General features: G+C 45.7%; 18 protein-coding genes. 12 read left to right on the top strand and 6 right to left on the bottom strand.

What is annotated here, in order from left to right:
- The first annotated feature begins 156 nt into the window (after positions 1–156).
- The 5 genes from QUA99_RS11160 to clpP all read left to right on the top strand — a co-directional run bounded on the left by QUA99_RS11160 (position 157) and on the right by clpP (position 9,845).
- Positions 157–5,676 (top strand): ATP-binding sensor histidine kinase, encoded by a 5,520-nt coding sequence (locus QUA99_RS11160; protein ID WP_333235313.1) that lies wholly within the window; start codon positions 157–159, stop codon positions 5,674–5,676.
- Between the two features lie 60 nt (positions 5,677–5,736).
- The gene (locus QUA99_RS11165; RefSeq protein ID WP_333235315.1) at positions 5,737–7,149 is read left to right on the top strand and encodes an adenylate/guanylate cyclase domain-containing protein; all 1,413 of its coding nucleotides are present in this window, start codon (positions 5,737–5,739) and stop codon (positions 7,147–7,149) included.
- Between the two features lie 163 nt (positions 7,150–7,312).
- Positions 7,313–8,533 carry a heparan-alpha-glucosaminide N-acetyltransferase domain-containing protein gene (locus QUA99_RS11170; protein WP_333235317.1) on the top strand — a complete coding sequence of 407 codons (1,221 nt, stop codon included), beginning with the start codon at positions 7,313–7,315 and terminating at the stop codon, positions 8,531–8,533.
- Positions 8,534–8,639: 106 nt separating this feature from the next.
- Entirely contained in the window at positions 8,640–9,026 is a 387-nt protein-coding gene (locus QUA99_RS11175) for a DUF433 domain-containing protein (RefSeq protein ID WP_333235320.1), read from the top strand.
- Positions 9,027–9,230: 204 nt separating this feature from the next.
- Complete coding sequence (gene clpP / locus QUA99_RS11180; RefSeq protein ID WP_333235373.1) at positions 9,231–9,845, top strand: ATP-dependent Clp endopeptidase proteolytic subunit ClpP; 615 nt, start codon at positions 9,231–9,233, stop codon at positions 9,843–9,845.
- A 214-nt stretch (positions 9,846–10,059) separates the two neighbouring features.
- Here the strand turns inward: clpP and QUA99_RS11185 are convergent, their stop codons facing one another.
- Positions 10,060–11,007 (bottom strand): hypothetical protein, encoded by a 948-nt coding sequence (locus QUA99_RS11185; RefSeq protein WP_333235322.1) that lies wholly within the window; start codon positions 11,005–11,007, stop codon positions 10,060–10,062.
- Positions 11,008–11,893: 886 nt separating this feature from the next.
- Between QUA99_RS11185 and QUA99_RS11190 the strand changes: the two genes are divergently transcribed.
- The 4 genes from QUA99_RS11190 to QUA99_RS11205 all read left to right on the top strand — a co-directional run bounded on the left by QUA99_RS11190 (position 11,894) and on the right by QUA99_RS11205 (position 16,816).
- Positions 11,894–14,260, top strand: a complete 2,367-nt coding sequence (locus QUA99_RS11190; RefSeq protein ID WP_333235375.1) for a ribonuclease R family protein — start codon at positions 11,894–11,896, stop codon at positions 14,258–14,260.
- A 403-nt stretch (positions 14,261–14,663) separates the two neighbouring features.
- Positions 14,664–15,281 carry a flavin prenyltransferase UbiX gene (locus QUA99_RS11195; RefSeq protein ID WP_333235323.1) on the top strand — a complete coding sequence of 206 codons (618 nt, stop codon included), beginning with the start codon at positions 14,664–14,666 and terminating at the stop codon, positions 15,279–15,281.
- 70 nt (positions 15,282–15,351) lie between these two features.
- Positions 15,352–16,242, top strand: coding sequence for a LapA family protein (locus QUA99_RS11200; RefSeq protein WP_333235325.1), 891 nt, complete (start codon positions 15,352–15,354; stop codon positions 16,240–16,242).
- 22 nt (positions 16,243–16,264) lie between these two features.
- A complete protein-coding gene (locus QUA99_RS11205; RefSeq protein WP_333235326.1) occupies positions 16,265–16,816 on the top strand; it encodes a shikimate kinase in 552 nt (183 codons plus the stop codon).
- 542 nt (positions 16,817–17,358) lie between these two features.
- Here the strand turns inward: QUA99_RS11205 and QUA99_RS11210 are convergent.
- The 3 genes from QUA99_RS11210 to QUA99_RS11220 all read right to left on the bottom strand — a co-directional run bounded on the left by QUA99_RS11210 (position 17,359) and on the right by QUA99_RS11220 (position 18,638).
- Positions 17,359–17,601: a hypothetical protein gene (locus tag QUA99_RS11210; RefSeq protein ID WP_333235328.1), complete on the bottom strand. Its 243-nt coding sequence runs from the start codon at positions 17,599–17,601 to the stop codon at positions 17,359–17,361.
- A 122-nt stretch (positions 17,602–17,723) separates the two neighbouring features.
- Positions 17,724–18,167, bottom strand: coding sequence for a hypothetical protein (locus tag QUA99_RS11215; protein WP_333235329.1), 444 nt, complete (start codon positions 18,165–18,167; stop codon positions 17,724–17,726).
- 66 nt (positions 18,168–18,233) lie between these two features.
- Entirely contained in the window at positions 18,234–18,638 is a 405-nt protein-coding gene (locus QUA99_RS11220; protein ID WP_006635751.1) for an NIL domain-containing protein, read from the bottom strand.
- 178 nt (positions 18,639–18,816) lie between these two features.
- On the opposite strand from QUA99_RS11220, the gene QUA99_RS11225 reads away from it, so the two are divergent.
- The 3 genes from QUA99_RS11225 (at position 18,817) to QUA99_RS11235 (ending at position 24,775) form a co-directional block, all read left to right on the top strand.
- Entirely contained in the window at positions 18,817–19,419 is a 603-nt protein-coding gene (locus QUA99_RS11225) for a thioredoxin family protein (RefSeq protein WP_333235330.1), read from the top strand.
- Positions 19,420–19,984: 565 nt separating this feature from the next.
- A complete protein-coding gene (locus QUA99_RS11230; RefSeq protein ID WP_333235332.1) occupies positions 19,985–23,209 on the top strand; it encodes an efflux RND transporter permease subunit in 3,225 nt (1,074 codons plus the stop codon).
- A gap of 384 nt (positions 23,210–23,593) precedes the next feature.
- Positions 23,594–24,775 carry an RtcB family protein gene (locus QUA99_RS11235; protein WP_333235333.1) on the top strand — a complete coding sequence of 394 codons (1,182 nt, stop codon included), beginning with the start codon at positions 23,594–23,596 and terminating at the stop codon, positions 24,773–24,775.
- A 12-nt stretch (positions 24,776–24,787) separates the two neighbouring features.
- On the opposite strand, the gene QUA99_RS11240 is transcribed toward QUA99_RS11235, so the two are convergent.
- Both QUA99_RS11240 and QUA99_RS11245 read right to left on the bottom strand, forming a co-directional pair.
- On the bottom strand, positions 24,788–25,135 hold the full coding sequence (locus QUA99_RS11240; protein WP_333286802.1) for a DUF5615 family PIN-like protein: 348 nt from the start codon (positions 25,133–25,135) through the stop codon (positions 24,788–24,790).
- A complete protein-coding gene (locus QUA99_RS11245) occupies positions 25,132–25,449 on the bottom strand; it encodes a DUF433 domain-containing protein (protein ID WP_333235336.1) in 318 nt (105 codons plus the stop codon). The genes QUA99_RS11240 and QUA99_RS11245 overlap by 4 nt, the downstream gene beginning before the upstream one ends.
- Positions 25,450–25,466: the final 17 nt, after the last annotated feature.

Consider the following 25,466-nt stretch of genomic DNA (forward strand, 5'->3'; position numbering starts at 1 on the left):
CCCCCTCGACCTGCGATCGGTATTTCCACTTACTGAATAATACCAGTTGCCAAAAAAATGCAACTCTAGGCAATATCCAAAGCTTTATATCATCAATCATTCCCAATCTCAAATCTAAACTCGTATAACCGCACTTTTCAAACCACCCCAAACAGCATGATTACCATTCCGGGATACCGCATTGACGCAGAACTTTATACAAACTCTCACACAGTTATTTATCGAGGGATACAGCTTGAGGAACAAAAAGCCGTTATCCTCAAAACTCTCACGTCGCCATACCCTACGCCAGCGCAAATAGCCCAACTATTGCACGAATCAGAAATTCTTAAAAATTTGAATTTGCCAGGAATAGTCAAGCTTTACAAGTTAGAACAATACAATCACTTTCCTGTTTTAATTTTAGAAGATTTTGGCGGCATTTCCCTAAAAAAAATTCTCAGTAACAACCAGTTAGAGTTACACCAATTTCTGCAAATTGGCATAAAACTAGCAGAAACTCTCGGTCAACTCCACGAACACCAGATCGTTCACAAAGATATTAAACCGAGCAATATTATTGTCAATATCGAGACGGGGGATGTCAAGATTGCTGATTTTGCGATCGCCTCCCTGCTACCACGCGAAAGCCCCACCCTCAGCCATCCTCATTTACTCGAAGGCACCCTCGCCTATATGTCTCCTGAACAAACGGGACGCATGAATCGGGCGATCGACTACCGCACCGATTTTTATTCTTTAGGCGTCACCTTTTATGAGATGCTTTGTGGCGAATTGCCTTTTCAGGCGATCGATCCGATGGAATTAGTCCACTGCCATATTGCCAAAACGCCACTTTCTCCTTGTGAAAGCAGAAAACAAAAAGTAGAAAGCAGAACCATCGAAGGCAGAATCAATCAAGCAGAAACCGAGGAGATTCCTCAAGTCGTTTCCGATCTGGTCATGAAACTCTTAGCAAAAACTGCCGAAGACAGGTATCAAAGTGCTTTCGGACTTTTGTACGATTTAGAAAGCTGTCTGGCTCAACTGCAAACAACAGGCGAAATTTGCCACATAACCCTCGGCGAGCAAGATCGGTCAAGTCACCTGCAAATTTCCCCAAAATTTTACGGGCGAGAAGCAGAAGTTAATATGGTTCTCAGTACCTTCGATCGGATGAGGCGGGGCAATACAGAAATTGTGCTGATTTCCGGTTCTGCAGGTCTGGGCAAATCGTGGTTAGTATATGAAATTTACAAGCCGATTCGGCGGGAAAACGGGTATTTTATTGACAGCAAATTTGAGCAATTTAAGCGCGATATTCCCTACGCTTTTTTCCTAGAAGCTTTTCGAGATTTATTGCGGCAAATATGCACCGAGAATGCCGCCCAAGTCAATGTTTGGAAACAAAAAATTTTAAATGCTATCGGTGGCAACTGTCAATTAATTATTGAAGTTATTCCCGAAGTTGAACTGATTGTCGGGCCACAGCCCCCCGTGCCAGATTTAGGAACAAATGAATCTCAAAATCGGTTTAATTTAGTATTTCAAAACTTCATCCGCGTCTTTACTCAAAAAGAACACCCCCTGGTAATTTTCCTCGACGACTTCCAGTGGATCGATTCAGCATCTCTCAAGTTAATACAACTGCTAGCAACTGACCTGAAAACTCAATATTTATTAATAATTGGAGCTTATAGAGAACAGGAAGTAGATGCTAATCATCCCGTAATGCTGACCGCCGAAGCAATTAGAAAAGCAGGCGGCACTGTGAGCGCGATCGCCCTTCTGCCCTTAGATATTAGCAGCGTCAACCAATTCATTGCTGATACTCTCAACTGCTCACCAGAAAAGACCCTAACTTTAGCAGAATTGCTTTTTCACAAAACCGCAGGAAATCCGTTTTTTTTAACTCAATTGCTAAAATCTCTGTACTCAAAAAAATTGTTACAGTTTAAATTTATACCAGCAGCTAATAGGGACGACAAAGGTGAAAATAACCTTTCTGACTTAGGCCAACAAATTCCAGAGCGAATTGTGAAAAAATGCCAAATCAAAGGCGAGTGGCAGTGGGATATCGAACAAATACAAGAAATGGGAATAACTGACAATGTTGTAGAATTAATGATAGACAACATTCAGAAACTTTCAGAGAATACGCAGGAACTACTCAAATTAGCCGCTTGTATCGGCAACAGATTTGCTTTAGAAATTCTCTCGACAATCGCCGAAAAACCTCTGGCGTCAGCAGCAGCAGACCTCGGAGAGGCTCTTCAGTCCGGTCTGCTTCTGCCCGTGAATAACGCCTACAAAATTCCGCTCGCACTAGCAGCAAGCACAGAAGTAACAGACACAATATCTAGAGACTTTACAGATGAATTTTCCCTACCAGTTGCTGATGCTGCTAGGGCGACGTACAAATTTTTGCACGAACGAGTGCAGCAAGCAGCTTATGCTTTAATATCAGATTATCAGAAACAAGAAACGCATCTCAAAATCGGCAGATTTTTGCTGAAAAACGCGCCTCCAGAGCAATTAGAATATCATGTTTTTGATATTGTTAACCAACTAAATTTCGCGAAAACAATCCTTAGCAGCGAATTAGAAAAGTTTCAATTATGTCAATTAAATTTAATTGCAGGCCGCAAAGCAAAAGCAAGTGCAGCTTACGAACTCGCCCTCAAATATTTAACTGTGGGTATTGAACTGCTGCCCCCGGAAAGTTGGCAAACTGACTACGACTTGACTCTTGCACTCTACGAGTCAGCGGCAGAAGCAGCTTACCTCAATACCGAGTTTGAATCAATGGAAAAATTGGCCCAAGTTGTCCTGCAACACGCCAAAAATGAACTAGACACAATCAAAGTTTTTGAAATCAGAATCATAGCTTGTGCGATGCAAACCAAACTCCAAGAATCGGTAAAAATTGGTCGGGAAGCACTAAAAATGTTAGGAATAAACTTTCCGCAATCGCCGATACCCCTCCACATTCAGCAAGCACTTGCTAAAACCGCCGCTTATTTAACCGGAAGGAAAATAGAAGATTTAATGAATTTGCCTGCCATGACAAATCCGCACAAATTAGCAACTATGCGCGTGCTTTCCAGTATGTTTTCAGCTACGTTTATAGTTGAACCTGTGCTGCTGCCGCTGATTGTGTGCGAGCAAGTTAATTTATCTATCAACTACGGAAATTCGGCTTTTTCTGCATTTGGCTATGCTAATTATGGAGCAATTTTAAAAGCAATAGTTAGAGATATTGAATCCGGCGAACGCTTCGGTCAATTAGCTTTAAATTTGATCGACAGATTAAATGTTTTGGAATTCAAAAGCAAAACACTTAATTTAGTAGCATTCATTTTGATGAACGGCAAGCATCACGTTAAAGACTCTTTACCATTGTTAGAGGAAGCCTATCAAAGCGCGCTAGAGAATGGAGATTTAGAATGTGTCGGATATTCGGCAGTAAATATTTGTCAGTCTTTGTATTTCATCGGTCAAGAATTGCCAAAACTGGAACGAAAAATGGTAATTTACAACCATTTGCTGTTTCAACTCAAGCAAGAAACTGTATTGACTTGGAATCAAATATATCGGCAAACTGTTTTGCAATTGATGGGAAAATTGGAAAGTCCCGACCTTGTATTAGGTGAAGTTGACAGCGAAGAAACATTGTTGTCGCTGCTGTTGAAAGCTAACGATAGAGTGGGACTCCAGCACTTTTATTTGCAGCAATTAATACGAGCGTATTTATTTGCAGATACCGACCTAGCACTAGAAAATGCAGCTAAAGCCGAAGTTTATTTAGACGGATTAGCAGGCTTTATTAATGTTTCTGAATACCAGTTTTACGATTCTCTAGCCCGACTATCCGCATATCCATCTGCAACAAAGGACAAACAAGAAGAACATCTTTTTTACGCAACCAGTAACAGGAAAAAGCTGCAAAAAAAAGCGCTTTATGCCCCGATGAACCTTCAGCACAAATGCGACTTAATTACTGCCGAAAAAGCACGCATTTTGGGCAATATTGTGAGAGCAATGGAATATTACGATCGCGCAATTGAAGGAGCACAACAAAACGGATACATCCACGTACAAGCACTAGCTGGAGAATTGGCAGGAGCATTTTATGTATCCATAGGACGAGAAAAAATTGCTAAAACTTACTTGACAGAAGCGCGTTATTGCTATCAGCGCTGGGGAGCAACAGCCAAAGTAGCGCATTTAGAATCAAAATACTCGCGGTTGCTAACTTCAGCCTCGATTTCAACTAATATCGAAACTCACAAATCTACCAGCAGCGCTTCCACTACGAGCGACAGTGCCGGCGTGCTAGACTTGACCACAGCAGTTAAAGCATCGCAAACCTTAGCCGGGGAAATAGTTCTAGACAAACTGCTCGCAAAAATGATGAAAATTGTTATTGAAAATGCCGGGGGTCAAAGAGGATTTTTAATACTAGAAAAAGACGGTCAATGGGTGATTGAAGCATCAGGCTCTGTAGATGTCGAGCGCTTCAGTGTCATGCAATCAATTCCTATAGATTTTGTAGAAGAGGATGGAGAACTAAATTTACTGGCAGTTGCCGTCGTCAACTACGTCGCCCGTACCCAGGAAAGTATAGTTTTAAACGATGCCACCCGCGAAGGACAATTTACTCGCACACCCTATATAATGACCGTTCAACCTAAATCAATTCTTTGCACTCCTTTAATCAATCAAGGCCAACTCACCGGCATTCTATATTTAGAAAACAATCTGACTACAGGTGCTTTTACGCCAGACAGATTAGAAATATTAAAACTGCTGTCTTCTCAAATTTCTATCTCCATCGTAAACGCCCAACTTTACGCCAACTTGCAGCAATTTAATCATAATCTCGAAGAGTTAGTACAGCAGCGTACCTCCGAGCTGTCCCAAACTTTAGAAGACCTAAAATCAGCCCAAAATAAACTTGTAGAATCGGAAAAAATGGCAGCCTTGGGAGGGTTGGTTGCAGGTGTTGCGCACGAAATCAATACTCCCATCGGTATCGGCATCACTGCGGCCTCCTTGCTAGCTGAAAAAGTCACAAAATTTTTTGAGCTTTATAGCAACGGTCAAATTAAACGATCCGAGTTAGAAAAGTTTCTGGATACCGCGATGCAAAGCAGTAATATGATCTTATCCAACCTCACGCGGGCCGCCGACTTGATTCACAGTTTTAAAGAAGTGGCAGTAGATCAGTCAAGCGAGTTAAAACGCAAGTTTAATGTTAAAAACTATCTCGAGGAAATTTTGACATCCTTAACCGCAAAACTAAAAAGAACTAAGCACAAAATAAAAATTAAGTGCGATGAAAATATTGTAGTGGACAGTTACCCGGGGGCGTTGTGTCAAATTGTGACAAATCTGGTGTTGAATTCGCTAATTCACGCTTACGATGGAGAAGACGAAGGAATTCTGGCTTTTGATTTCAAACTAGAGGGCGATCGGCTAATATTTGAATATGCTGATAACGGCAAAGGAATTACCCCAGAAAATCTCAGTAAAATTTTTGAACCATTTTTTACAACCAAAAGAGGTCACGGCGGCACAGGATTGGGACTGCACATTATTTACAACCTCGTCACTCAAAAACTAAAAGGCACAATTCACTGCGAAAGTCAAGTAGAGAAAGGCACAAGATTTATGATTGAATTCCCCGCTAACTAAAATTAGCAATTAGTTATTATACGGGCAGTTTTAATATAATTCTATTTAGGAGGAGTATAAATGTCAGAAGCTAGTAAAAACCTGTTCGCTGCCGGCAATGACGAATTAATAGCTGCGGGCGACGACGAATTAATATTTGCAGAAGAAGACGAAGCGGAAGAAAAGCCAATACAAGCCAGTTGGAAAATATTAATTGTAGACGATGAAATAGAAATTCACAATATTACCAAACTTGCCTTAAATGAATTTACATTTGAAAACCAACTCATCACCTTTATCAGCGCTTACTCAGGCAAAGAAGCCAAAGAAATGATCCAGGCTCATCCAGATATAGCATTGATTTTACTCGATGTAGTTATGGAAACAGAAGAGGCAGGATTGGAAGTAGTCAAATACATCCGCGATATTTTAGACAATAAAGTAGTGCGGATTATTTTGCGCACCGGACAACCGGGACAAGTGCCAGAAGATGTAGTAATTGTCAGCTACGATATTAACGATTACAAAACTAAAACAGAACTGACAAACAAAAAGTTATTTACCACGGTAGTAACCGCACTGAGAGCATTTCGTGCCCTAACTCAAATCGAAGCCAGCAAAAGCGAACTAGAAAAAATTGCAGCAGCTTCCGCCCGTTTTGTCCCTCGCGAATTTTTAAGATTTCTCAAAATTGAAAGCATTGTTGATGCCAGATTAGGAGACTCTGTACAGGCAGAAATGACGATTATGTTTGCCGATATTCGCTCATTTACAAGTCTGTCAGAAAGTATGTCTCCCCGAGAAAATTTTGAATTTCTTAACTCTTACTTAAGCCGAGTTGGCCCGGTTATCCGCCAGTACAATGGTTTTATAGATAAATACATTGGTGACGGGATTATGGCTTTGTTTCCTAACAAGCCTGAAGATGCTGTGCAAGCAGCAATTGAGATGCAGCAGCAAGTGAAAATTTATAACAGACACAGGCAAAACAGCGGATATCAACCTATTTCGATAGGGATTGGCTTGCATACTGGAACTTTAATGTTGGGTACTATTGGCGAAGCGGAACGGATGGAAAGTACGGTAATTTCCGATGCTGTCAATTTAGCGGCCCGGGTGGAAGGATTGACAAAGCTTTACGGAGTTGGTATTGTAGCTAGCGTTCAAACTTTGTGCCGGATCGACGATCCTCAAAATTACAAGTGCCGATTTCTCGATCGCGTTCAAGTAAAAGGAAAACAGACACCTGTTGCTGTATTTGAAATTTACGATGGCGACTCGGATACCATGATCGAACTAAAAGCACAAACCCAAACTTATTTTGAACAGGGAATTTTTTTTCACTACCAGCAGCAATTCGCCCAAGCAAGGCAAATGTTTTTGCGCGTCTTGCAAATCAACAAGTATGATAAGGCAGCAGCTTTTTATGCAGAACGCTGCGATATGTTAATGAAGAATGCAGTCATTATGACTCTGGAAGGTATTGAAATTTAGCGAATGGGTAATGGGTAATTGGGAATTGGGAATTGGAAATCGGTAATTGGGAATCGGTAATTGGGAATTGGGAATTGGGAATTGGGTCGAAAATAATTAGGAAATGGGCATCAGCTAAGATAGTGAACAGTGAACAGTGAACGGTGAACAAATAACTTAATTTATGCGCTTAAAATCCCTTGATGTTTTTCGCGGAATTGCGATCGCCTCCATGATTCTAGTCAACAACCCCGGCAGTTGGAAACAGGTGTATCCACCGCTAGAACACGCAGAATGGCACGGCTGCACCCTAACAGATTTAGTATTTCCATTTTTCTTGTTCATCGTTGGCTGCGCGATGTCTTTCTCGCTGTCTAAATATATTCAAAATTATCCAAAAACCGGAATAGAAACCTCAAAAATTACACAAACAAAGGAAAAATCAGAATCAGACAAAAACCCTCTTCCTTCTTCCTTCTTCCTTCTTCCTTCTTCAAATATTTACTGGCGAATTGCGCGTCGCGCCGCGATTCTATTTATATTAGGATTGCTGCTAAATACATCTTCGATCGCCCTTGACGTACTTCTCAACAGCGCCCCGCTTGAAAACTTCGGTAAAATCCGCATCATGGGAGTATTGCAGCGCATCGGCTTAGCTTATTTCATCAGTGCGATCGCCGTTCTCAACCTTTCCCCGCGCAATCAAAAACTGCTCGCGGTTGCCGTGCTTTTGGGGTATTGGGCTGCATTAACCGTAGTGCCTGTAGGGGGGTACACTGCCGGCGAACTCACGCCAGAAGGAAATTTAGGGGGATATGTCGATCGGCTAATTCTCGGCAGCCAACACCTGTACAAAGGCGGCCCCTTCGACCCCGAAGGATTATTGAGCACCTTACCCGCAGTTGTAACAGTCCTGATCGGCTACTTTACAGGAGAATGGCTGCGCGTGCAGCCAGTCAAAACCCGCACCAGTGTAAACTTAGCAATCTGCGGCCTCAGTTGCGTAGTAATCGGCCGTTTGTGGGGATTTTTATTTCCACTCAACAAACAACTTTGGACAAGTTCTTATGTAGTTTTTACTGCTGGTTGGGCTTTGCTATTGCTAGCAGCTTGCTACGAAACAATTGAAGTGCGGGATTGGAAATGGGGAAGGCCGTTTGAAATCATGGGATTGAATGCAATTTTCCTGTTTGTTGCTTCCGGTATCGTCGCCAGAATACTGTTAAAAACCCATATCGGTACTGGTGAAAATGCTCTAACAACTTACACTTGGATTTATGAAAACTGGTTTGTGCCGTGGGCGGGGGCGCTGAATGGTTCTCTGGCATTTGCCGTGACTGCGGTATTATTTTGGTGGTTAATTTTGTATGGAATGTACCGCCGTGGTTGGGCGATAAAAATTTGAGTAGTTCCGTCTGTAGTGGATATAACTCTTCTAATGATATGAGAAAAGGGCTATCTTCCGATCGGGACGCCTGTTTAGGTTAAATTTCAAGGCAGGATGATGTATTATGCCGACTACCGCTCAGGAAATCTATATCCAAGTTGTCCGCACTTTGTCACTAACAGAGCGGCTGCGCTTGGCAACTCTTATGCTCAACGAGTTATCACAGCCAAATCTCGCTGTAGTCGAGCTAAGTGATACCTGGACTGAAGAAGATTGTCTTGATGTCACAACCTTTTCTTTGCAATACGCAGCTACTATCGTTCATAGCGACCCCGAAATTTTAGAGGGAAATCCTGTCTTTATCGCCACTCGCGTCCCGATGCAGACTCTGCTTGATTGTATCGAAGCTGGTGATTGGCTCAATGAGTTTCTAGACCATTTTCCTAGTGTCAGCGGCGATCGAGCGATGGAAGTTCTCGCAATGATACGATCGCCACATAACAACATTTAACGTTTATTGATGTCCGCTTCCTCAACATCGATCGCCTGCGGGATCGGAAATCCGATCGCACCCCCGCCACAATTTCCCCAAATGACCGCCCCAATCCCTTCCAACTAAAGGATTTTGCCGATTTCTAGATCGCCCGCCACCGATCGCTAACTATAACTGAGCCCTAATCGCTAAAATTAAAAAAAGATACGTAATAGGCAGGCCCTGTCAATGATCCCAACCGTTATAGAACAATCCGGTCGCGGCGAACGCGCCTTTGACATCTACTCGCGACTCCTGCGCGATCGCATCGTCTTCTTGGGCCAACAGGTTGACTCAGACTTGGCTAACCTGATCGTTGCCCAATTGCTATTTTTAGACGCCGAAGACCCCGAGAAAGATATTTACCTGTATCTCAACTCCCCTGGGGGTTCGGTGACAGCAGGTATGGGCATTTTTGACACGATGAACCACATCCGCCCCGATGTTTGCACTATTTGTCTCGGTTTGGCAGCCAGCATGGGCGCTTTTCTGTTGAGTGCCGGCGCTAAAGGCAAGCGGATGAGTTTGCCTCACTCCCGGATTATGATCCACCAACCTCTAGGCGGTGCTCAAGGACAAGCAACCGATATTGAAATTCAGGCAAAAGAGATTTTGTACCACAAACGCCGCCTGAACGAACATCTTGCCAACCATACCGGTCAGCCGCTTTCCCGCATTGAAGAAGATACCGAACGGGATTTCTTCATGTCCGCTGAAGAAGCAAAGGACTACGGATTAGTCGATCAAGTGATCGATCGCCGTCCTTCCGCCAGCCGCCCGATCGCCGCTGTAGTCTAAATGAAAAGTTAAAAATCAAAAATGAAGAATATTTCCTCATTTTTGATTTTTAATTTTTAACAGTCATATAGCTGTTTTCATTTGAGTGAATTACAGATGCTGGGGCGCATGATACGGCGTCACAGTTAAGTCCTTACTGTATTTCATACAAGTGAAAACTGCTATATGTAGCTTTTTATAAAAAAACCTCACACCTATAAACCCTACAGAATTACTAAGGCAAAGATTCGAGATATTGCAGGAAGTCGAGCAATTCTACTTGATTTAAGAAATGGCGCGCTTCTTTGCCGTAACCTTGTTTGAGATAATCTTTTCCTTGGTTGGCAGTCCAGCCCAGCCGCTGGATTTCCTCAGTGGTTCTGCTATAGATTTCTAGATATTCTAGGAAATCTACTAACTCTTCGCTAGAAAGCTCTCTCTGCGACGACTTGCCGTAATTGTGTTCCAGACACTGGGTTTCCTGTGGTTTTTTCCATCGCAGCCGTTTGAGGAGGGCGTCTATTTGGGCGATCGTATCAGAATTATCCTCGATCGCATCGCTCGGAATTCCCACTGCGATCGGTTGCAATTCCCTGACTTCGGCCGCACCCTGTAGCAGTTCACTTTGGCTAGCAGTCGGCACATCCAGTTCCGCGATCGGTTCGCCGTAGCTAGAAGAAAGCCAAGCGTCCGAGTCTAACTGCTTCGGTACAAATCCAGTAGCCTCCGCCCGATCGACCGTTGGCGGCAGCGGTTCCGGTACAGGTGCGATCGGCTCTTCATCTAATTTCGCTTCACTATTGACAAAATTGCTTTGATGTGGTAATGACAATTTGTCGGAAACAGGCATTTCTAGAACAGGAAGAGGAACACTTGTCGGCTGCACGGGAACCGGAGCAGCAGCAGGAGGGGAAACAACTGGAACAGCAGCAACCGGAGCAACCGGAGCGGGAGAAACACGGTCGATCGCACGATCGGGCGCAGCAAATCCGAGGACAGCGAGCGATCGCAACCGGGCGAGGTCTTCAGCACCCTCAACAGACTCAGCAGCCGACATACCCGTAGCGAGAGTTTTGCCGTCAACCTGAACCAGACAGCGAACAACAAACTTACCGTGATGAACAGTCAGCAACTCACAGATTAACTGTCCAGCGGGATAAAGGGCACGAAATTCAGCAAACATAATTTTTTGACCCTGAAACCAGAAGGGGCTGATGACTTAAGTTTAATACACCCCAGCGAAAACAATTTTCTGAAAGCACATATTCAACATACAATAAATGAAAGGTGAGTCATCCGCGCAACCTTTCACGCCACTAAACCCTATCCCACATCCGGCCGTTTAAGCTAATAAGCACCGGGCGTCATTTCTACCTATAGGAGATGACACAGCAAGTAGGCAAAAGTAGTAAAAGTCTCCGGTTTTGTGTACCTTGCACTTTCTACAGCACAGATTGCTCCCGACCCGCTCGTTGCACCTCTGTCCGCAAAGGCCGATCGCGTGCAAAAAACAGCGGTACTGCAGCGGTTAGCTACTAGCAATTTTGTCTTGAGCCGGTACATCCTTTGCTAAAACAAGAGGCAAGAGGCACTTCAAAAGGAAGAAGAAAGAAGGAAAAAAGCAGAAGGAAACAGGTAGAAGGAAGAAATGCAAATTTTCTCCCTCTCTATCCCTCCATCGGCTCATCCTCGACTCAAGCCGTCGCTTTCAGCATCGAGCCATCTTCTAAGAACCGACAGGGGCTTTCTAATTCGCCAAGTGTTCGGCGCTGCTGCTGAAATAAAAGCAAACAAACCAACGCTAAAAAATTGTATTGGGGAATAGGGTGCGGGACAGTTTTCTGCACCGTCAGCAGTCAGTTCAAGACAGACAGCAGACAATTAGCACGAAGCCGATGTCGGGAGAGAATCTCAAAAAATCCTCGCGATCGAACAAGGTGGCTGTGCTGGCGTCTCCACCTATTAACCCGCGCATTTGTTGGGAAGCAGGCACAGCGAGGGCCCGAAGGGGCGCGGCTGATTTCGCCAAAATAAGACTAATTGCTGGAAACAAGAGGATCGATCGCTACATGGAATTTTCTATCGCTGCACTGCTGGCAAATTTTACAGAAGACAAATTAGTGGCCCCTAAAGCATTGGAGAAAAAACTCGACTGCAACGACGCCACCAGTCAACTCAAACTTCAAATCGCATTAGAAGCTCTCGAGAAAATTGGCATATTAGTCAAGGACAAAGGCCGCTATCGCCGAGTAGCTGAAGACGACGTAGTAGAAGCAAAACTGCGCTGTTCGAGCAAAGGATTTTGCTTTGCAATTCAAGACGCCGAAGGCTCAGAAGACGTTTACGTGCGGGAAAGTCACCTCTCGACAGCTTGGAACGGCGATCGAGTCTTAGTCAAAATCATCAAAGAAGGCAGCCGCCGCCGCTCGCCCGAAGGCGAAGTCATGCTCATCCTCGAACGCGCCAACCCCTCGGTACTGGCGCGAGTCAAGCAAACCTCCACTCCCACCGGCCGCCTCAGCTACAGAGCAATTCCCCTGGACGATCGCCTGCTGTTTGAACTAGACTTGCTGGCAAACGGCACAAATCTCCAAGAGGCGATCGACCACCTAGTACACGTCGAAGTCAAACGCTACCCCCTCGGCACCCACCGCCCCGTCGGCAAAGTAGTACAGGTACTAGGTTCCGACGCCGAAGCCGCTGACGACCTCGACATCGTATGCTGCAAGCACGACTTGCCGCGATCGTTCCCCGCCGCCGTCATCAAAGCAGCGGAAAATTTGCCCAGCAAAGTCAAAAAAACCGACATCAAAAAACGCCTTGATTTGCGTAACATTCTGACTGTTAGCTTCAGCAAAAACGAACCGGGAACAACCAACAGCGAAAACGATGCCCCTCAAGTTGAGGAGAAAAATCTCTCCGAAGGAGGAGGCGAAAACGAGTTCGATCCGACATCATTCCTCTCCGATCCGCCAGTAGAACGCGCTTTGTCGATCGAAACCCTGAAGCCCGGCCGCTGGCAAATAGGAATCCACATCAGCGACGCCGCCGAGTACGTGCAGCCAGAAACCCCCCTAGACCGCGAAGCCCGCAAGCGAGGCACCGCCGCCCATCTGGGAGAAAAAATCATCGCCGTACTGCCAGAAACCCTCAACGAGCGCTGCTCCCTGCTGCCAGACACCGAACGGCTGGCATTCAGCATACTGCTGACCCTAGACGAATCAGGAGAACTCCTAGAATACGAAATTCAAACCAGCGTCATTCAAGTTGACTACCACCTCACCTACGAGCAAGCTCAAGCAATTCTCGAACCAGGCGATGCCGAAGAGCACCCTTTATCCTCCGCCCTCCGTCCTTTCCTAGATCAAATCTCGGCAGCCTCACAGGCTGCCAGACAGACAAGGCTCAAGCGGGGAGCTTTTGAACTAAATTTGCCCGACGCTAACTCTCACTTCGACGACGAAGGCGAATTAGGAGCCTTTGCAGTCGCTCCCCTCGCCCAGTCGGCTGTCTCCGAATTGGTGGTACTCGCCAACCAAGCCGTAGCCACTCACCTGCAAGCCTTGGGAGTCCCAGCAATCTACCGCGTCCAGCCGATGCCAGACCCGGCAGACATTCAAGAGTTCATCAAACTCTCCAACAACCTCGGAGGCGAACTGTATCTAGAAACCGAAGAAGAAGTTTTGCCCTTGGACTTTCAGCGATTTACCCAGCAGTTTGCCGATCTTAAGTCCGAAAGAGTTCTCACCTACCTGCTAGAAGACACCATGAAGCCCGCTGTTTACAGCACCACTCCCAAGCCGCACTTCGGTTTGGCGCTGTCAGAGGGTTACACGCGCTGCACTTCGCCGCTTTCCCGCTACGCCGATTTGCTGGTGCTGCGGGTGTTGCAAGCGGTGTTCGAGCAAGGCCGCAGCAGCCGCACAACACGGGCTAAGGAAAAAGTAGACTTGCACCATTCCTCCTGTCACGGTCAAATTACTTGGAACGTTCTCCCCCCAGATTTGCACCACGAATTTGAGACAGAGTTTGCATCGGCCGTGGTACACCTGACGGAACGCGAAAGAGTTGCTGAAGATGCCGAAAGCGATTTGCAGGGATTGAAGAAAACCGGATTGATGAAAGAACGCACCGGTCAAACTTTTCAGGGTTTGATTACAGGCGTGCAGTCTTACGGTTTCTTTGTGGAAATTGAGGTGCGGCCGCCCGAGAGCGACATCCTGCGAGTTGAAGGACTGGTGCACGTTTCTTCGCTCAAGGATGACTGGTACGAATATCGATCGCGCCAGCAAACTCTAGTAGGCCGCAAAAACCGCAATCAGTACCGTTTGGGCGATCGGGTAGAAGTTCAAGTCAAGAGTGTTGACTACTACCGCCAGCAAATTGATTTAGTTGCAGTTGGCGGCGGCAGTCAAGCTTTTGATGATGATGAATAATCAATTGACAGTTGACAGTTGACTGTTGATTTTCCTCAATACTTAGTTGTCATTGTCTAGCAACTAAGTATTAAGAACTCTGCTGCCCACTATACTCAGCAATCATCAATAAATAATTAATGACTAATATCAAATCCGGTAGGAACGTCGGGCGACAAATCCAGTCAAAACTCAACAATTACGGACGGTGCAACTGGATTAGATCTAATTTATCTGCGTGAATCTGTGTTAATCTGCCCTCATCTGCGGTTAAAAAAAGAGAATTTGTTAACCGCCCCGGACAAGGGATAGACGCAGACATACGCAGATGAAGAGAATATAGATCGGAATAATTTCAATGCTAAAAAGTTCGTTATAACCACTAATTACTAACAACAGTAAACCGTAAACTAACAAATAACTAATGACGAATAACTACCCCCTCATTGTAGGAGTTACCGGTGCATCGGGACTGATTTATGCGGTGCGAACTCTAAAGTTTCTGTTGGAAGCCGATCGCGCGATCGAACTCGTGGCTTCCAAATCTACTTACATGGTTTGGCAAAGCGAACAGAACATCCGAATGCCGGCAGAACCGACTCTGCAAGAAGAATTCTGGCGGGAACAAGCAGGAGTACCCACAATGGGTAAACTCCGGTGCCATCCTTGGCAAGATGTCGGTGCTAACATTGCTAGCGGCTCGTTTCGTACCCAAGGGATGATGATTATTCCCTGTAGCATGAGTACACTAGGAAAATTGGCGGCTGGCTTGAGCTCGGATTTGCTCGAAAGAGCAGCCGACGTTCAGCTCAAGGAAGGGAGAAAATTGGTACTCGTGCCTCGGGAAACGCCTTTTAGCTTGATTCACCTGCGGAATTTGACTACCTTGGCAGAAGCTGGAGCTAGAATTGTACCAGCGATTCCCGCTTGGTATCACAATCCGCAAACTATTGAAGATTTGGTAGACTTTGTGGTGGCTCGCGCTTTAGACCAGTTGGGGATTGACTGCGTTCCTCTCAAACGCTGGAAGGAAGAAGAGTAGTCATTAGTCATTAGTCATTAGTTATTAGTCATTTACAAATTACCAATTCCCAATTACCAATATTTTTAATATGCGACCTGTATTTTTGCTAGTAATTGTGGCGGGGCTAACTATTTTTGCCCTGCAAAATGTGGAGCCGGCATTATCGCTGGTATTTTTGGGAGTTCGATCGCCTGCTTTGCCCTTATCTATTTGGATTTTGCTCAGCATGGCGGCAGGAGTTGTCACCTCTTTATTGATTTCTGGTTTGCTCGCTTTTTCAAATTACTTATCTCAAACGCGAGACCGCACCGGCCGCGACAGTCGCAGCCGTCCCGATACTTTCCCAGAGGACGGGAGAACACCTTACACGCCGCCTCCCCCTCCTAGAAAACAGGAAATTGACCCTTATCTGAATTCGGAAAATAGCCAAAATCGGGCTGCTGCTTCCTACCGAACTGAGTACGGTACGCCGGCGGGTTACAGTGCCCGGACTTTCCAGCAAGAAACTCCAAACCCTGCTGCGGCCAAGGATTACCCTCAACCGGGGACTTATGCAGCAGCGGCAGACGATGAGGATGATTGGGTCTCAGATGGCTCAAAATCCGGCTCTCAAGGCAGCGATGACGATTGGGGGGAGGATCGCGATTTTTCCGATCGACCGCAGGTAAATGACGTTGCAAGGGCAAATCCGAGGGATTACGAAGCTAAACAGGAACCGAAAAGCAAGTCTTGGGCTGGCTCGGTATACTCTTACGGGTATCGAGATCCGAGCCAGTCTGGGGTGGGGCAAACTGAGTCTGTCTACGATGCCGAGTATCGGGTGCTGGTTCCCCCGCAAGATGCGATACCTAAGTCAGGTGGCGGGGAAGTACCGAACAATCCTAGTGTAGAAGCAGAGGATGATTGGGGATTGGATGAGGATGATGAGTTTGAGGACGACGAACCGCCCAGTGGCGGGCGGATTGACTTGAAAAAATAGCAAAATATCGGAGGATTTGGCAGTGGATTGTTTGAGGGGAGTGAATATCTATCTCGTCGGGATGATGGGTGCGGGAAAAACAACGGTGGGGCGGATTTTGGCAAGAAAATTAAAATACCGTTTTTTTGATACTGATGAACTAATTGTTCGAGTTGCTAATCAGTCAATTGCTGAGATTTTTGAGCGAGAAGGGGAAGAGGCATTTCGGGAACTAGAAACTAAAGTGCTCGGCGAATTGTCTGCTTATAAAAATTCGGTCGTGGCTACGGGCGGCGGTATTGTTGCCCGATCGATGAATTGGAGTTATTTGCACTACGGTATAGTGGTTTGGCTGGATGTGCCTGTAGATCAACTGTACGATCGATTGCGTTCGGACACCGCTCGACCCCTACTGCGGGAGGGCGAGCTCAAATCTAAGCTGCAAAGCCTTTTGAACGAGCGAGAGCGTTTCTACACTCAAGCAGATGTCCGAGTCTGTACAGGTTTGGGCGAAAGGCCTGAAGCAGCCGCGGCTAGGGCGATCGAGGAAATCCAAAAAGTTATCAAACCAGAAACCGGGCATGATATAAATTAATACACTCAGAAACCGGGTTTCTGGGAAAATAACAGGTTTATGAGGACTTTTGATACCAGCTCAAAAAAATAATGCAACAGTACGCAAGCTCCAAACCACCAGCTTCATCAGTTATTCCCAAATCTCAAATCTCAAATCTCAACTGGTATGACTTCGGTAAAAATACTGATTTTTGCCTTAGTGTATCTGTTTAACTGTCTAATGTTTGGGAATCAACCGGGTTTGAGTAGATGCGATGCGTAAGTTTTATAAGTATGAAAATGTGGCGATGCGGAGATTGTATGCAAAAACTGATGGCAGACTCGTCGAGGCGTTAAAGTCGGCTATTGAGTTCTCCCTAAAAATAAAATGGCCCCACCGCTGAAGGGCTGTAGGGCGCAAGGACAGTTAAACGCTAACTTGATTGTCGGGAAATTTAGCATCAATGCTATCCTCCTATGTGACGATTTTACGATCGTCCATTCACTCATCAATTTTCCCGTATCAAAAAATGTAACCCAGCACCGATCGAATTTAAGCTGTTTTATTCTAAAAACAATACCTCATGCATTCTGACGAGCAGCTTCCTCAAGCTGCTTTTTTATTGCGATCGAGTTTTTGGCTGCCGGAGTTGCGGGATCTTGGGAATAACATTTTGAGCGACAGTCGCTACATCTCAATACTGGCATAGCGGTTTTCAGTTGCACTCCAGGTTCGTCGGTAATAGGTAATAGGTAATTGGGAATAGGCAACGGTAAACGGGGAATCGGTAATTGAGAAGCTGTATCTCGCGAGGGTTGAAACACGCATTAATCCAGGTGGGTATTGAAAAAAATGACCTGTATTTATTGATTGGCAATCCGATCGTTGTCGGCTAAATATCTGTTGCGAGTTGGAGAATTTGCTTGGGTAAATTTTCTCGGCTCAGTTAATATAATACGAGCCTCCCTGTTTTTAACAAAAACTCTATCGCTCCGCCCAACCCCACACCTGTGAAAGAAATAGTAGCTAATACCGCAAAAGCCCGCCAATTCTTCCAACCAGACATTTGAAGATCGAGTCTTGCCAAAGCTCCGGCTGAAATCAAGAGCAAACAAGTAGCAAAAAGGTGCATCCAGGCAAAAACTACCACTGCCACCAAAGCTCCTGCAATAATAGAAATAAAAGCACCCAGATCGCTCGAAAACCACTGCAAAATTAAGGCTTTTATGTCTTTCAGAGGAAACGACAAGGCGACAGCCAACACTAAAATTGAAGCTATGGCTAGAAACCAAGTCAGGTGCGGCGGAACATCAAACTCAGATAATTTCCAGCCAAAAGTGAAATAAGTAACAAAAAGTAGAGTTAGGGAAACCCAAGAGTTTTTTTTCATCCAATGGCACAATTAGGAGAACCAGGCAAAAAAAAAGATCGTGCTCCCGATGAGTTTGTACAAGACCTAGAGGTTAGTAGAAATAGCTTGTACCGGACAGGTAGGGATGCACTGCTCGCAAACGATACACCGCGATCGAGCAAAACTCAGTTTAAAGCTTTCGGGGTCAAGGGTCAAGGCTTCTGTCGGGCAAACTCCCGTACACAAACCGCAGTGAACGCAGATATCTTCGTCTATGAGTATTTCCCGGCTGGCTAGGGAAACGCCGATGTTTTGCGATCGCATCCAGTCGATCGCCGCTTCTAGTTGGTCGATGTCCCCTGATAACTCTAGCACCAGTTTGCCCACTTGATTCGGAGCCACCTGAGCGCGGATAATGTTGGCTGCAACATTAAAATCCTTGGCTAGTCGATAGGTGACAGGCATTTGGATCGATCGTTGCGGAAACGTCAGCGTCACCCGTTTTTTCACCCTGCAAGTCCTCGGTAATTTACAAACAATCTTGGTTATCTTCTGTTTTAGCGCGCTTGGTCTAATTACTGCCTTTAGCACAAATTTTTATGAGATGGGTCTGATTATCTCAAAATGTGCTAGAATCTGAATCTATTATTTAAAATAAAAACATAGAAATCAAAGCGCAATTTATTTTATGACTCAGAATTCGCCCAAGTCAACAGTCGTCCCCGCCGCCAAAAATCCCGAAACAAAAGTCGCCACGCGCATCAGAAACTTAGCGGTTGCGCTAGCAGCGATCGCCCTTTCAACATCCATCTTCTTAGGGCTGCAAACCCAAACACCGTCAAGCAGTCTCACCGACATGGCAAAAGCTTCAACGCCATTAGAAACGGCTTTGGTAAACGGCAAACCGACACTCATGGAATTTTATGCTAATTGGTGCGGTAGCTGTCAGGCAATGGCTAAGGATCTGAGCGAAATCAAACAGCAATATGCCGAACCGATGAATTTTGTGATGCTGAATGTAGACAATGACAAATGGCTGCCAGAAATCACCAAATATCGAGTAGACGGCATTCCGCACTTTGTCTATTTGAACGATAAAGGCAGCGCGGTTGCTGAAACGATCGGCGAAATGCCGCGCACTTTTATGGAAGCTAACTTAGAAGCTTTAATAGCAGGAAAACCTCTGCCACACGTCCAAGCAGGCGGTCAAGTTTCTAATTTTACTCCCCCCACAGGGCCTGTGAAAACAAGTAGCTCCGACCCCCGCGCCCACGGCTCTCAAGTACAGTAAAAGAAGGAAGAGGAAAGAAGGAAAAGGGAAGAATACTTTAGGAACAGGCCCGAAAGCCTGTTCCTGATTGCGATAACTTACAGAGATTTAAAAGCCCCTCGCAACTGATGTCAATTGCTGTTTTGGGCGGTCGACTACCTCTAAAGGAATATTATAAAAAACATTTGTGACAAGTTATTAAAATTTATTATACTTGTCAGGTGCGGAGTCTAAATAGCCTCTCACTCCTTATACAAAATAAAGCCTGACCGAAAACAATTTGGTCGCCAGCCCCGCGATTCATTCCTTTGCAGGCTGACTGACAGGGCTGTTTCATTCTCACCAAAAAACTCATCCTTATGAGGAGATGGGGGGAGAGGGGGATGGGGAGAAGGGCAGTATAAGGGATGACTCAAAAGCTCAAAAATTAATCACTCTCTTGAAGAGGGCTTTTCTCCCCATCTCCCCCTCTCCCCATCTCCCCCTCTCCCCATCGGACCATCTCCCCATCAACCGAGAATGAAACAGCCCTGGGCTGACTGATTGGGTAAACTTTTCAATTCAAAAATCTAAAATCTAAAATCAAATGACCCCCGACAAAACCGGATTCAGTATTAGCGGGACCGCTATCCGCCGCCACATCGGCACTCTGATGCTGACACTTGCTATTATAATCGTGGGCTTTTTTTACATCACCCAACTGCCCGTTGACTTGCTGCCCTCCATCACCTATCCCCGCATCGGCGTGCGCTTAAACGCCCCCGGAGTCTCCCCAGAAGTAGCAGTTGACGAAGTTACCCGCCCCCTCGAACAAGGACTTTCCGCCACTGAAGGCGTCATGCAAGTTTTCTCCCGAACTCGCGAAGGACAAGTCAGCGTCGATTTATTCTTCAAACCCGGGGGCAACATCGACCAGGCCCTCAACGACGCCACCGCCGCTGTCAACCGCATCCGCAACCGACTTCCCGACACAGTTGAATCGCCCACTCTCTCCAAAGTTGACCCTTCCCAACAGCCGATTTACGAATTTGCCCTCACTTCCAACTCGTTGCAAGGAGTTGATTTGCGCGTATTTGCCGACGAAGAATTATCCAGGGAACTCAACGTAATTCCAGGAATAGCAGCAATTGACGTTGCCGGCGGCGTACAAGAAGAAATTCAAGTAAATATTGACTTAAATCGCTTGCAATCTTTAGGCGTCAGTATTTCAGACGTTTTATCAGCCCTCGAATCCCGCAACCTCGACACTTCCGGCGGGCGGCTGCGGGAAGAAGCAGCGGAACCTTTAACCCGCACCGTCGGGCGGTTTCGGAATGCGAAAGAAATTCAGGAAATTTCTTTTCAAGCATCGGGTTCCAATCCGCCAAGACGAGTTTTTTTGCGCGATTTTGCTCAGGTAATTGACGGTACAGAAGAAGAACGAGTTAAAGTATTTCTCAATCAGAAATCAGCAGTAAAAATTAGCATTCAAAAGCAGCCGGACGCGAATACAATCTCAGTTGTAGACGGCATCAAAAAGCGGCTAGAAGAATTAAAAGAATCCGGGGCAATTCCCGAAGGCACGACTATCGTCAATACCTTCGACGAGTCTAAGTTCATCCGCGATTCTATTAGCAACGTCTTATTTTCTGGTTTGACCGGGGCTGTTTTAGCCGGGGCATCTGTATTGCTATTTCTCGCTTCCCTTCGCCAAACTTTGATTATTGTCATAGCAATTCCCCTCGCAACTTTAATGGCGATTATCCTGATGGGAGTTTTTGGTTTATCTCTGAACGTTTTTAGTTTGGGAGGTTTGGCGCTGGGTGTGGGAATTGTGGTCGATAACTCGATCGTGATGCTGGAGAATATTGTCGAAGGAACCAGCAATAAAAAAAATGCCAACGGTCAGCGCTTCAGTAACAAGCAGTTGATGCAGCAAGCAGAAAAAAGCAGCCAAGAATTAGAATCAGCTTTATTTGCTTCCACCATCACTAACTTAGTTGCCGTACTGCCATTTTTGCTAATAGGCGGCTTAGTTTCCTTACTTTTTAACGAATTAATTCTCACCATCACCTTTTCCGTCGCCGCCTCTCTGATTGTCGGATTGACAGTTGTACCGATGATGGCTTCTAGACTGCTAGCGCTGCGGGTATCCAGCGGTTTGAGCAACTTTTGGCCGCTGCGCGCATTCGATCGAGCTTTTACCAATGCTACCGCCGGTTACGGTAAATTTTTATCGGGCATAGTGCGGTGGCGGTTGATTATCATTGCAGTAGCGATTATTGGATTGGGCGGCGGCAGTTGGCTGATGGCCGGTCAAATCCCCCAGGAAATATTGCCCAGAATTAATACCGGCCAAGCGAGATTGTTTGCTTTGTTTCCTGCGGGGACAAATTTGGCAACCAACCAAAAAATCATGGCAGAAGCGGATAAAATTATCCTCAGCCAACCAGAAACTCTATACACTTTGACGACGGTGGGCGGGCTGTTGTTCGGCAACAATACGGTTGAGAATGTGCTGCGCGGCAGTTGCAACATTACACTGAAACCTGGCACCAATACATTGGATTTTGTGCAGCGAGTTACGCAAGAATTGAATCAAAAAATTGATTTGCCCAAAAATACTCGTTTGCGCCTAAATCCAGAAAATGTGCGGGGTTTGATCTTAACTAATTCGCCAGTGCGCGGCGCTGAAGTTGATGTCCTGCTTCAGGGCGAAAACGAACAAATATTGCAGCAAGCCGGCCGGGAGATATTGGCTACTTTGGATGAGAAGGTAAATTTAGCTACTTTTCGCCCGGATGCAGACCCGCAGCAGCCGGAAGTGCAGATTCGCCCCAACTGGGAACAAGCGGAAATCTACGGGTTGAATGCGAGGCAAATTGGAGAGGCGATTCAGACAGCAATTCAAGGTTCTGTTCCCACGCAATTGCAGCGGGGGAACCGTTTGGTTGATGTGCGGGTACAGTTCGACCGCGCTTCTGTTCAATCGATTTCTGCACTAAAATTTATCCCTTTAACTGCTAGGGATAACAGCATTATCCGCTTGATCGATGTGGCGAATATTGAACTGGGAAAAGCGCCTGGGGAAATTCAAAGGCTTAACCAGCGCCAAGTTTTCATGATTGCTGGGAATATTAATAAGGGCGCGAGTTTGGGCGATGCTTTGAAACAAGTGGATGCAGTTTTGTCGGAAATCAAATTGCCGCCGGGAGTGCGAGTGATACCTAGTTCGGCGGCGGAAACTAACCGAGAATTGCAAAGTTCGCTGATTGTTTTGGGATCTTTGGCGGCGTTTTTGGTATTTGTGGTGATGGCGGTGCAGTACAATTCGCTTGTCGATCCGCTGGTGATTATGCTGACGGTGCCGCTGGCTTTGGCTGGGGGGATTTTCGGGCTGTATGCGACTAAAACTGCGATCGGCGCAACGGTGATTGTGGGGGCGATTTTGCTGGTGGGAATTGTGGTAAATAATGCGATTATTATGGTGGAGTTGGCGAACCAAATTCTGGAAGATGAAAAGGTCGATCGCGCCACAGCAATTCTCAGGGCGGCCCCTCAGCGCTTGCGTCCGATTTTGATGACAACTATTACCACTGTTTTGGGTTTATTTCCCCTAGCTTTGGGCATTGGAGACGGTTCGGAATTCTTGCAACCTTTGGGTGTGGTGGTGTTTTCCGGTTTGTCGCTGGCGACGCTGCTGACGCTGTTTATTATTCCGTGTTTCTATATTTTGCTGCACGACTTCTTCGGGATGTTTGCAGGGAATAAGAAACCGCAGGCGGTTGCTATTCCTGTACAGAAGGCGGGGAGAAAGACTCCGAATTTGTAAAATGTAGCGTCAGAAAATACGCACTTTCCCGCAATCCGGCAGGGGTTTAAACCCCTGCCTCATAGCCAAAGTCGGTTAAAACCGACTGTAGATTTTGACGGGAAAATACGATCTCTTTCAGTCCTCTTTCAGAGGACTTTTGCTATGAGACAGGGAATTCATTCCCTGTCGGACTGTCGGATTTACCCACAATACTGGTACTGCATTTGATGTTAAGCTGACGCGCCGATAATTAGTCGGTAAGGTGCGTCAGTAAACAGTCTCTGACTCCCCAAAGCAATTCCAGACTGACGCACCCTACGAGAATTAGTGTGTTTGACATCCGAAACTTTTTGTCCTACATTAATACTACAAAACAAACTGGCAAAACCAACTTAAACAAAAATGCCCTACGAAAAATTAGACATATCAGCCCCAAAACCAGTATTATCTTGGGCAAATCACGCCCTAGGCGAAAAAGAAACCAAGATGACCGCCAACGTAGCATCTTTACCTTTTGTATTCAAACACCTCGCACTAATGCCCGACGTACATTTAGGCAAAGGTGCTTTAGTCGGTTCAGTAATTGCCACAAAAGAAGCGATTGTTCCGGCTGCTGTCGGAGTTGATATTGGCTGCGGGATGGCTGCCATTAAAATGCCATTCAAGGCTCACAAATTAGAAGGCAAACTCAAACAAATTCGCCTCGATATCGAAGCCGCAATTCCTGTCGGATTTGCCGAAAACAAGGAAGTAGAAAAAACAGTCACTAACTGGCAAGGATGGGGCGAGTTTAAGGAACTTCATCAAGGTGTGCAGCATCAAAACAATAAAGCCTTAAAACAAATGGGTTCCCTCGGCGGCGGTAATCATTTTATTGAGGTTTGCGTTGATACTGAAAACTTTGTTTGGCTGATGCTGCATTCCGGTTCTCGCGGCATTGGAAATTTGCTCGCACAGCAGCATATAGAGACGGCTAAAGATTTAGCTAAACTGGCAGAAATTAATCTGGCTGACAAAGATTTAGCTTATTTTGTAGCGGGTACGCGGGAGTTTGCGGCTTACTGGCACGATTTGCAGTGGGCGCAAGATTATGCTCGTTTTAATCGCGATGTGATGATGAATCGGTTTAAGCGAATTGTAGAAAAGCACGTCGCGGGCGGCAAATCTGTTAAGCCGTTATTAGAGGTGAATTGCCACCACAATTACGCGGAAAAAGAGGTGCATTTTGGCGAAGATGTGTATGTGACTCGCAAGGGTGCCGTGCGCGCGGATGTAGAGGATTACGGGATTATTCCGGGTTCGATGGGGGCGAAATCTTTCATTGTTAAAGGGAAGGGAAATGCTGAAAGCTACTGTAGTTGCAGTCACGGCGCGGGGCGCTTGATGTCTCGCAATCAAGCGAAGAATGTATTCACTCTGGATGATTTTGTACGGCAGACTGAGGGGGTTGAGTGCCGGAAAGATGAGCAATTTTTAGATGAAATTCCGGGGGCTTATAAGCCGATTGATGAGGTGATGAGTCAGCAGTCGGATTTGGTGGAAGTTGTGGCGACTTTGAAGCAGGTGGTTTGTGTCAAGGGGTGAATGTAAGGGAAGCTACAAAGGCAAATATTGAACTTGATTAGCAAATTCTTCCAGTTCGCCAAGTTTAGTAATTATTTCCAAGTCGCGGATACAATCACCAATGGAAACGCGAGACTGACGAGCAAAGATAACACCAGAGAAGTTTATATCTTCAGCTTGACGACGTTTTGCTTCAATTAAAAAATCTTGGTCTTGTGAAAACATAACTCGCCCAAGTTCCATAGCTCGATCGAGTAAAATAGTATCTGGTGTACCAGCACGTCCATCTTCTTGAACAGTTAAAACATCTACATCTCGAAGACGTAAACCAACTGTAATAGCTGAATGGATGTGTTCATCCATATAAAGTGCTAGACTCATTTCAATAGCCCTTGTGCACGTAGTCTAGCAGCAAAAGGAGATTCGCCCACTTCAATTTCTGCCTGTTTAACATACTCTTCTCGTCGCTTGATTTCTGCATCGAGTTCTTGTTTGCGATCCCAATAATAAGCTAACGCCGAAAGAATTTGGCTCATAGTTAAGTAGCGATGATTGAGATGTAATTCTGCTGGACTCCAACCATAAGCTATTTGAGCTTCGACTAATTCAACGACTTTCATCGTAGTTCCGGCTATGATGGGAACATTGTCTTCGTTGAGTTCTATATATTTATACTCGGTCTTTGTAAGTGTCATAGTTTCTGCTTTGTCGA

It is taken from the genome of Microcoleus sp. F10-B2 (assembly GCF_036704965.1).
GTDB lineage: Bacteria > Cyanobacteriota > Cyanobacteriia > Cyanobacteriales > Microcoleaceae > Microcoleus.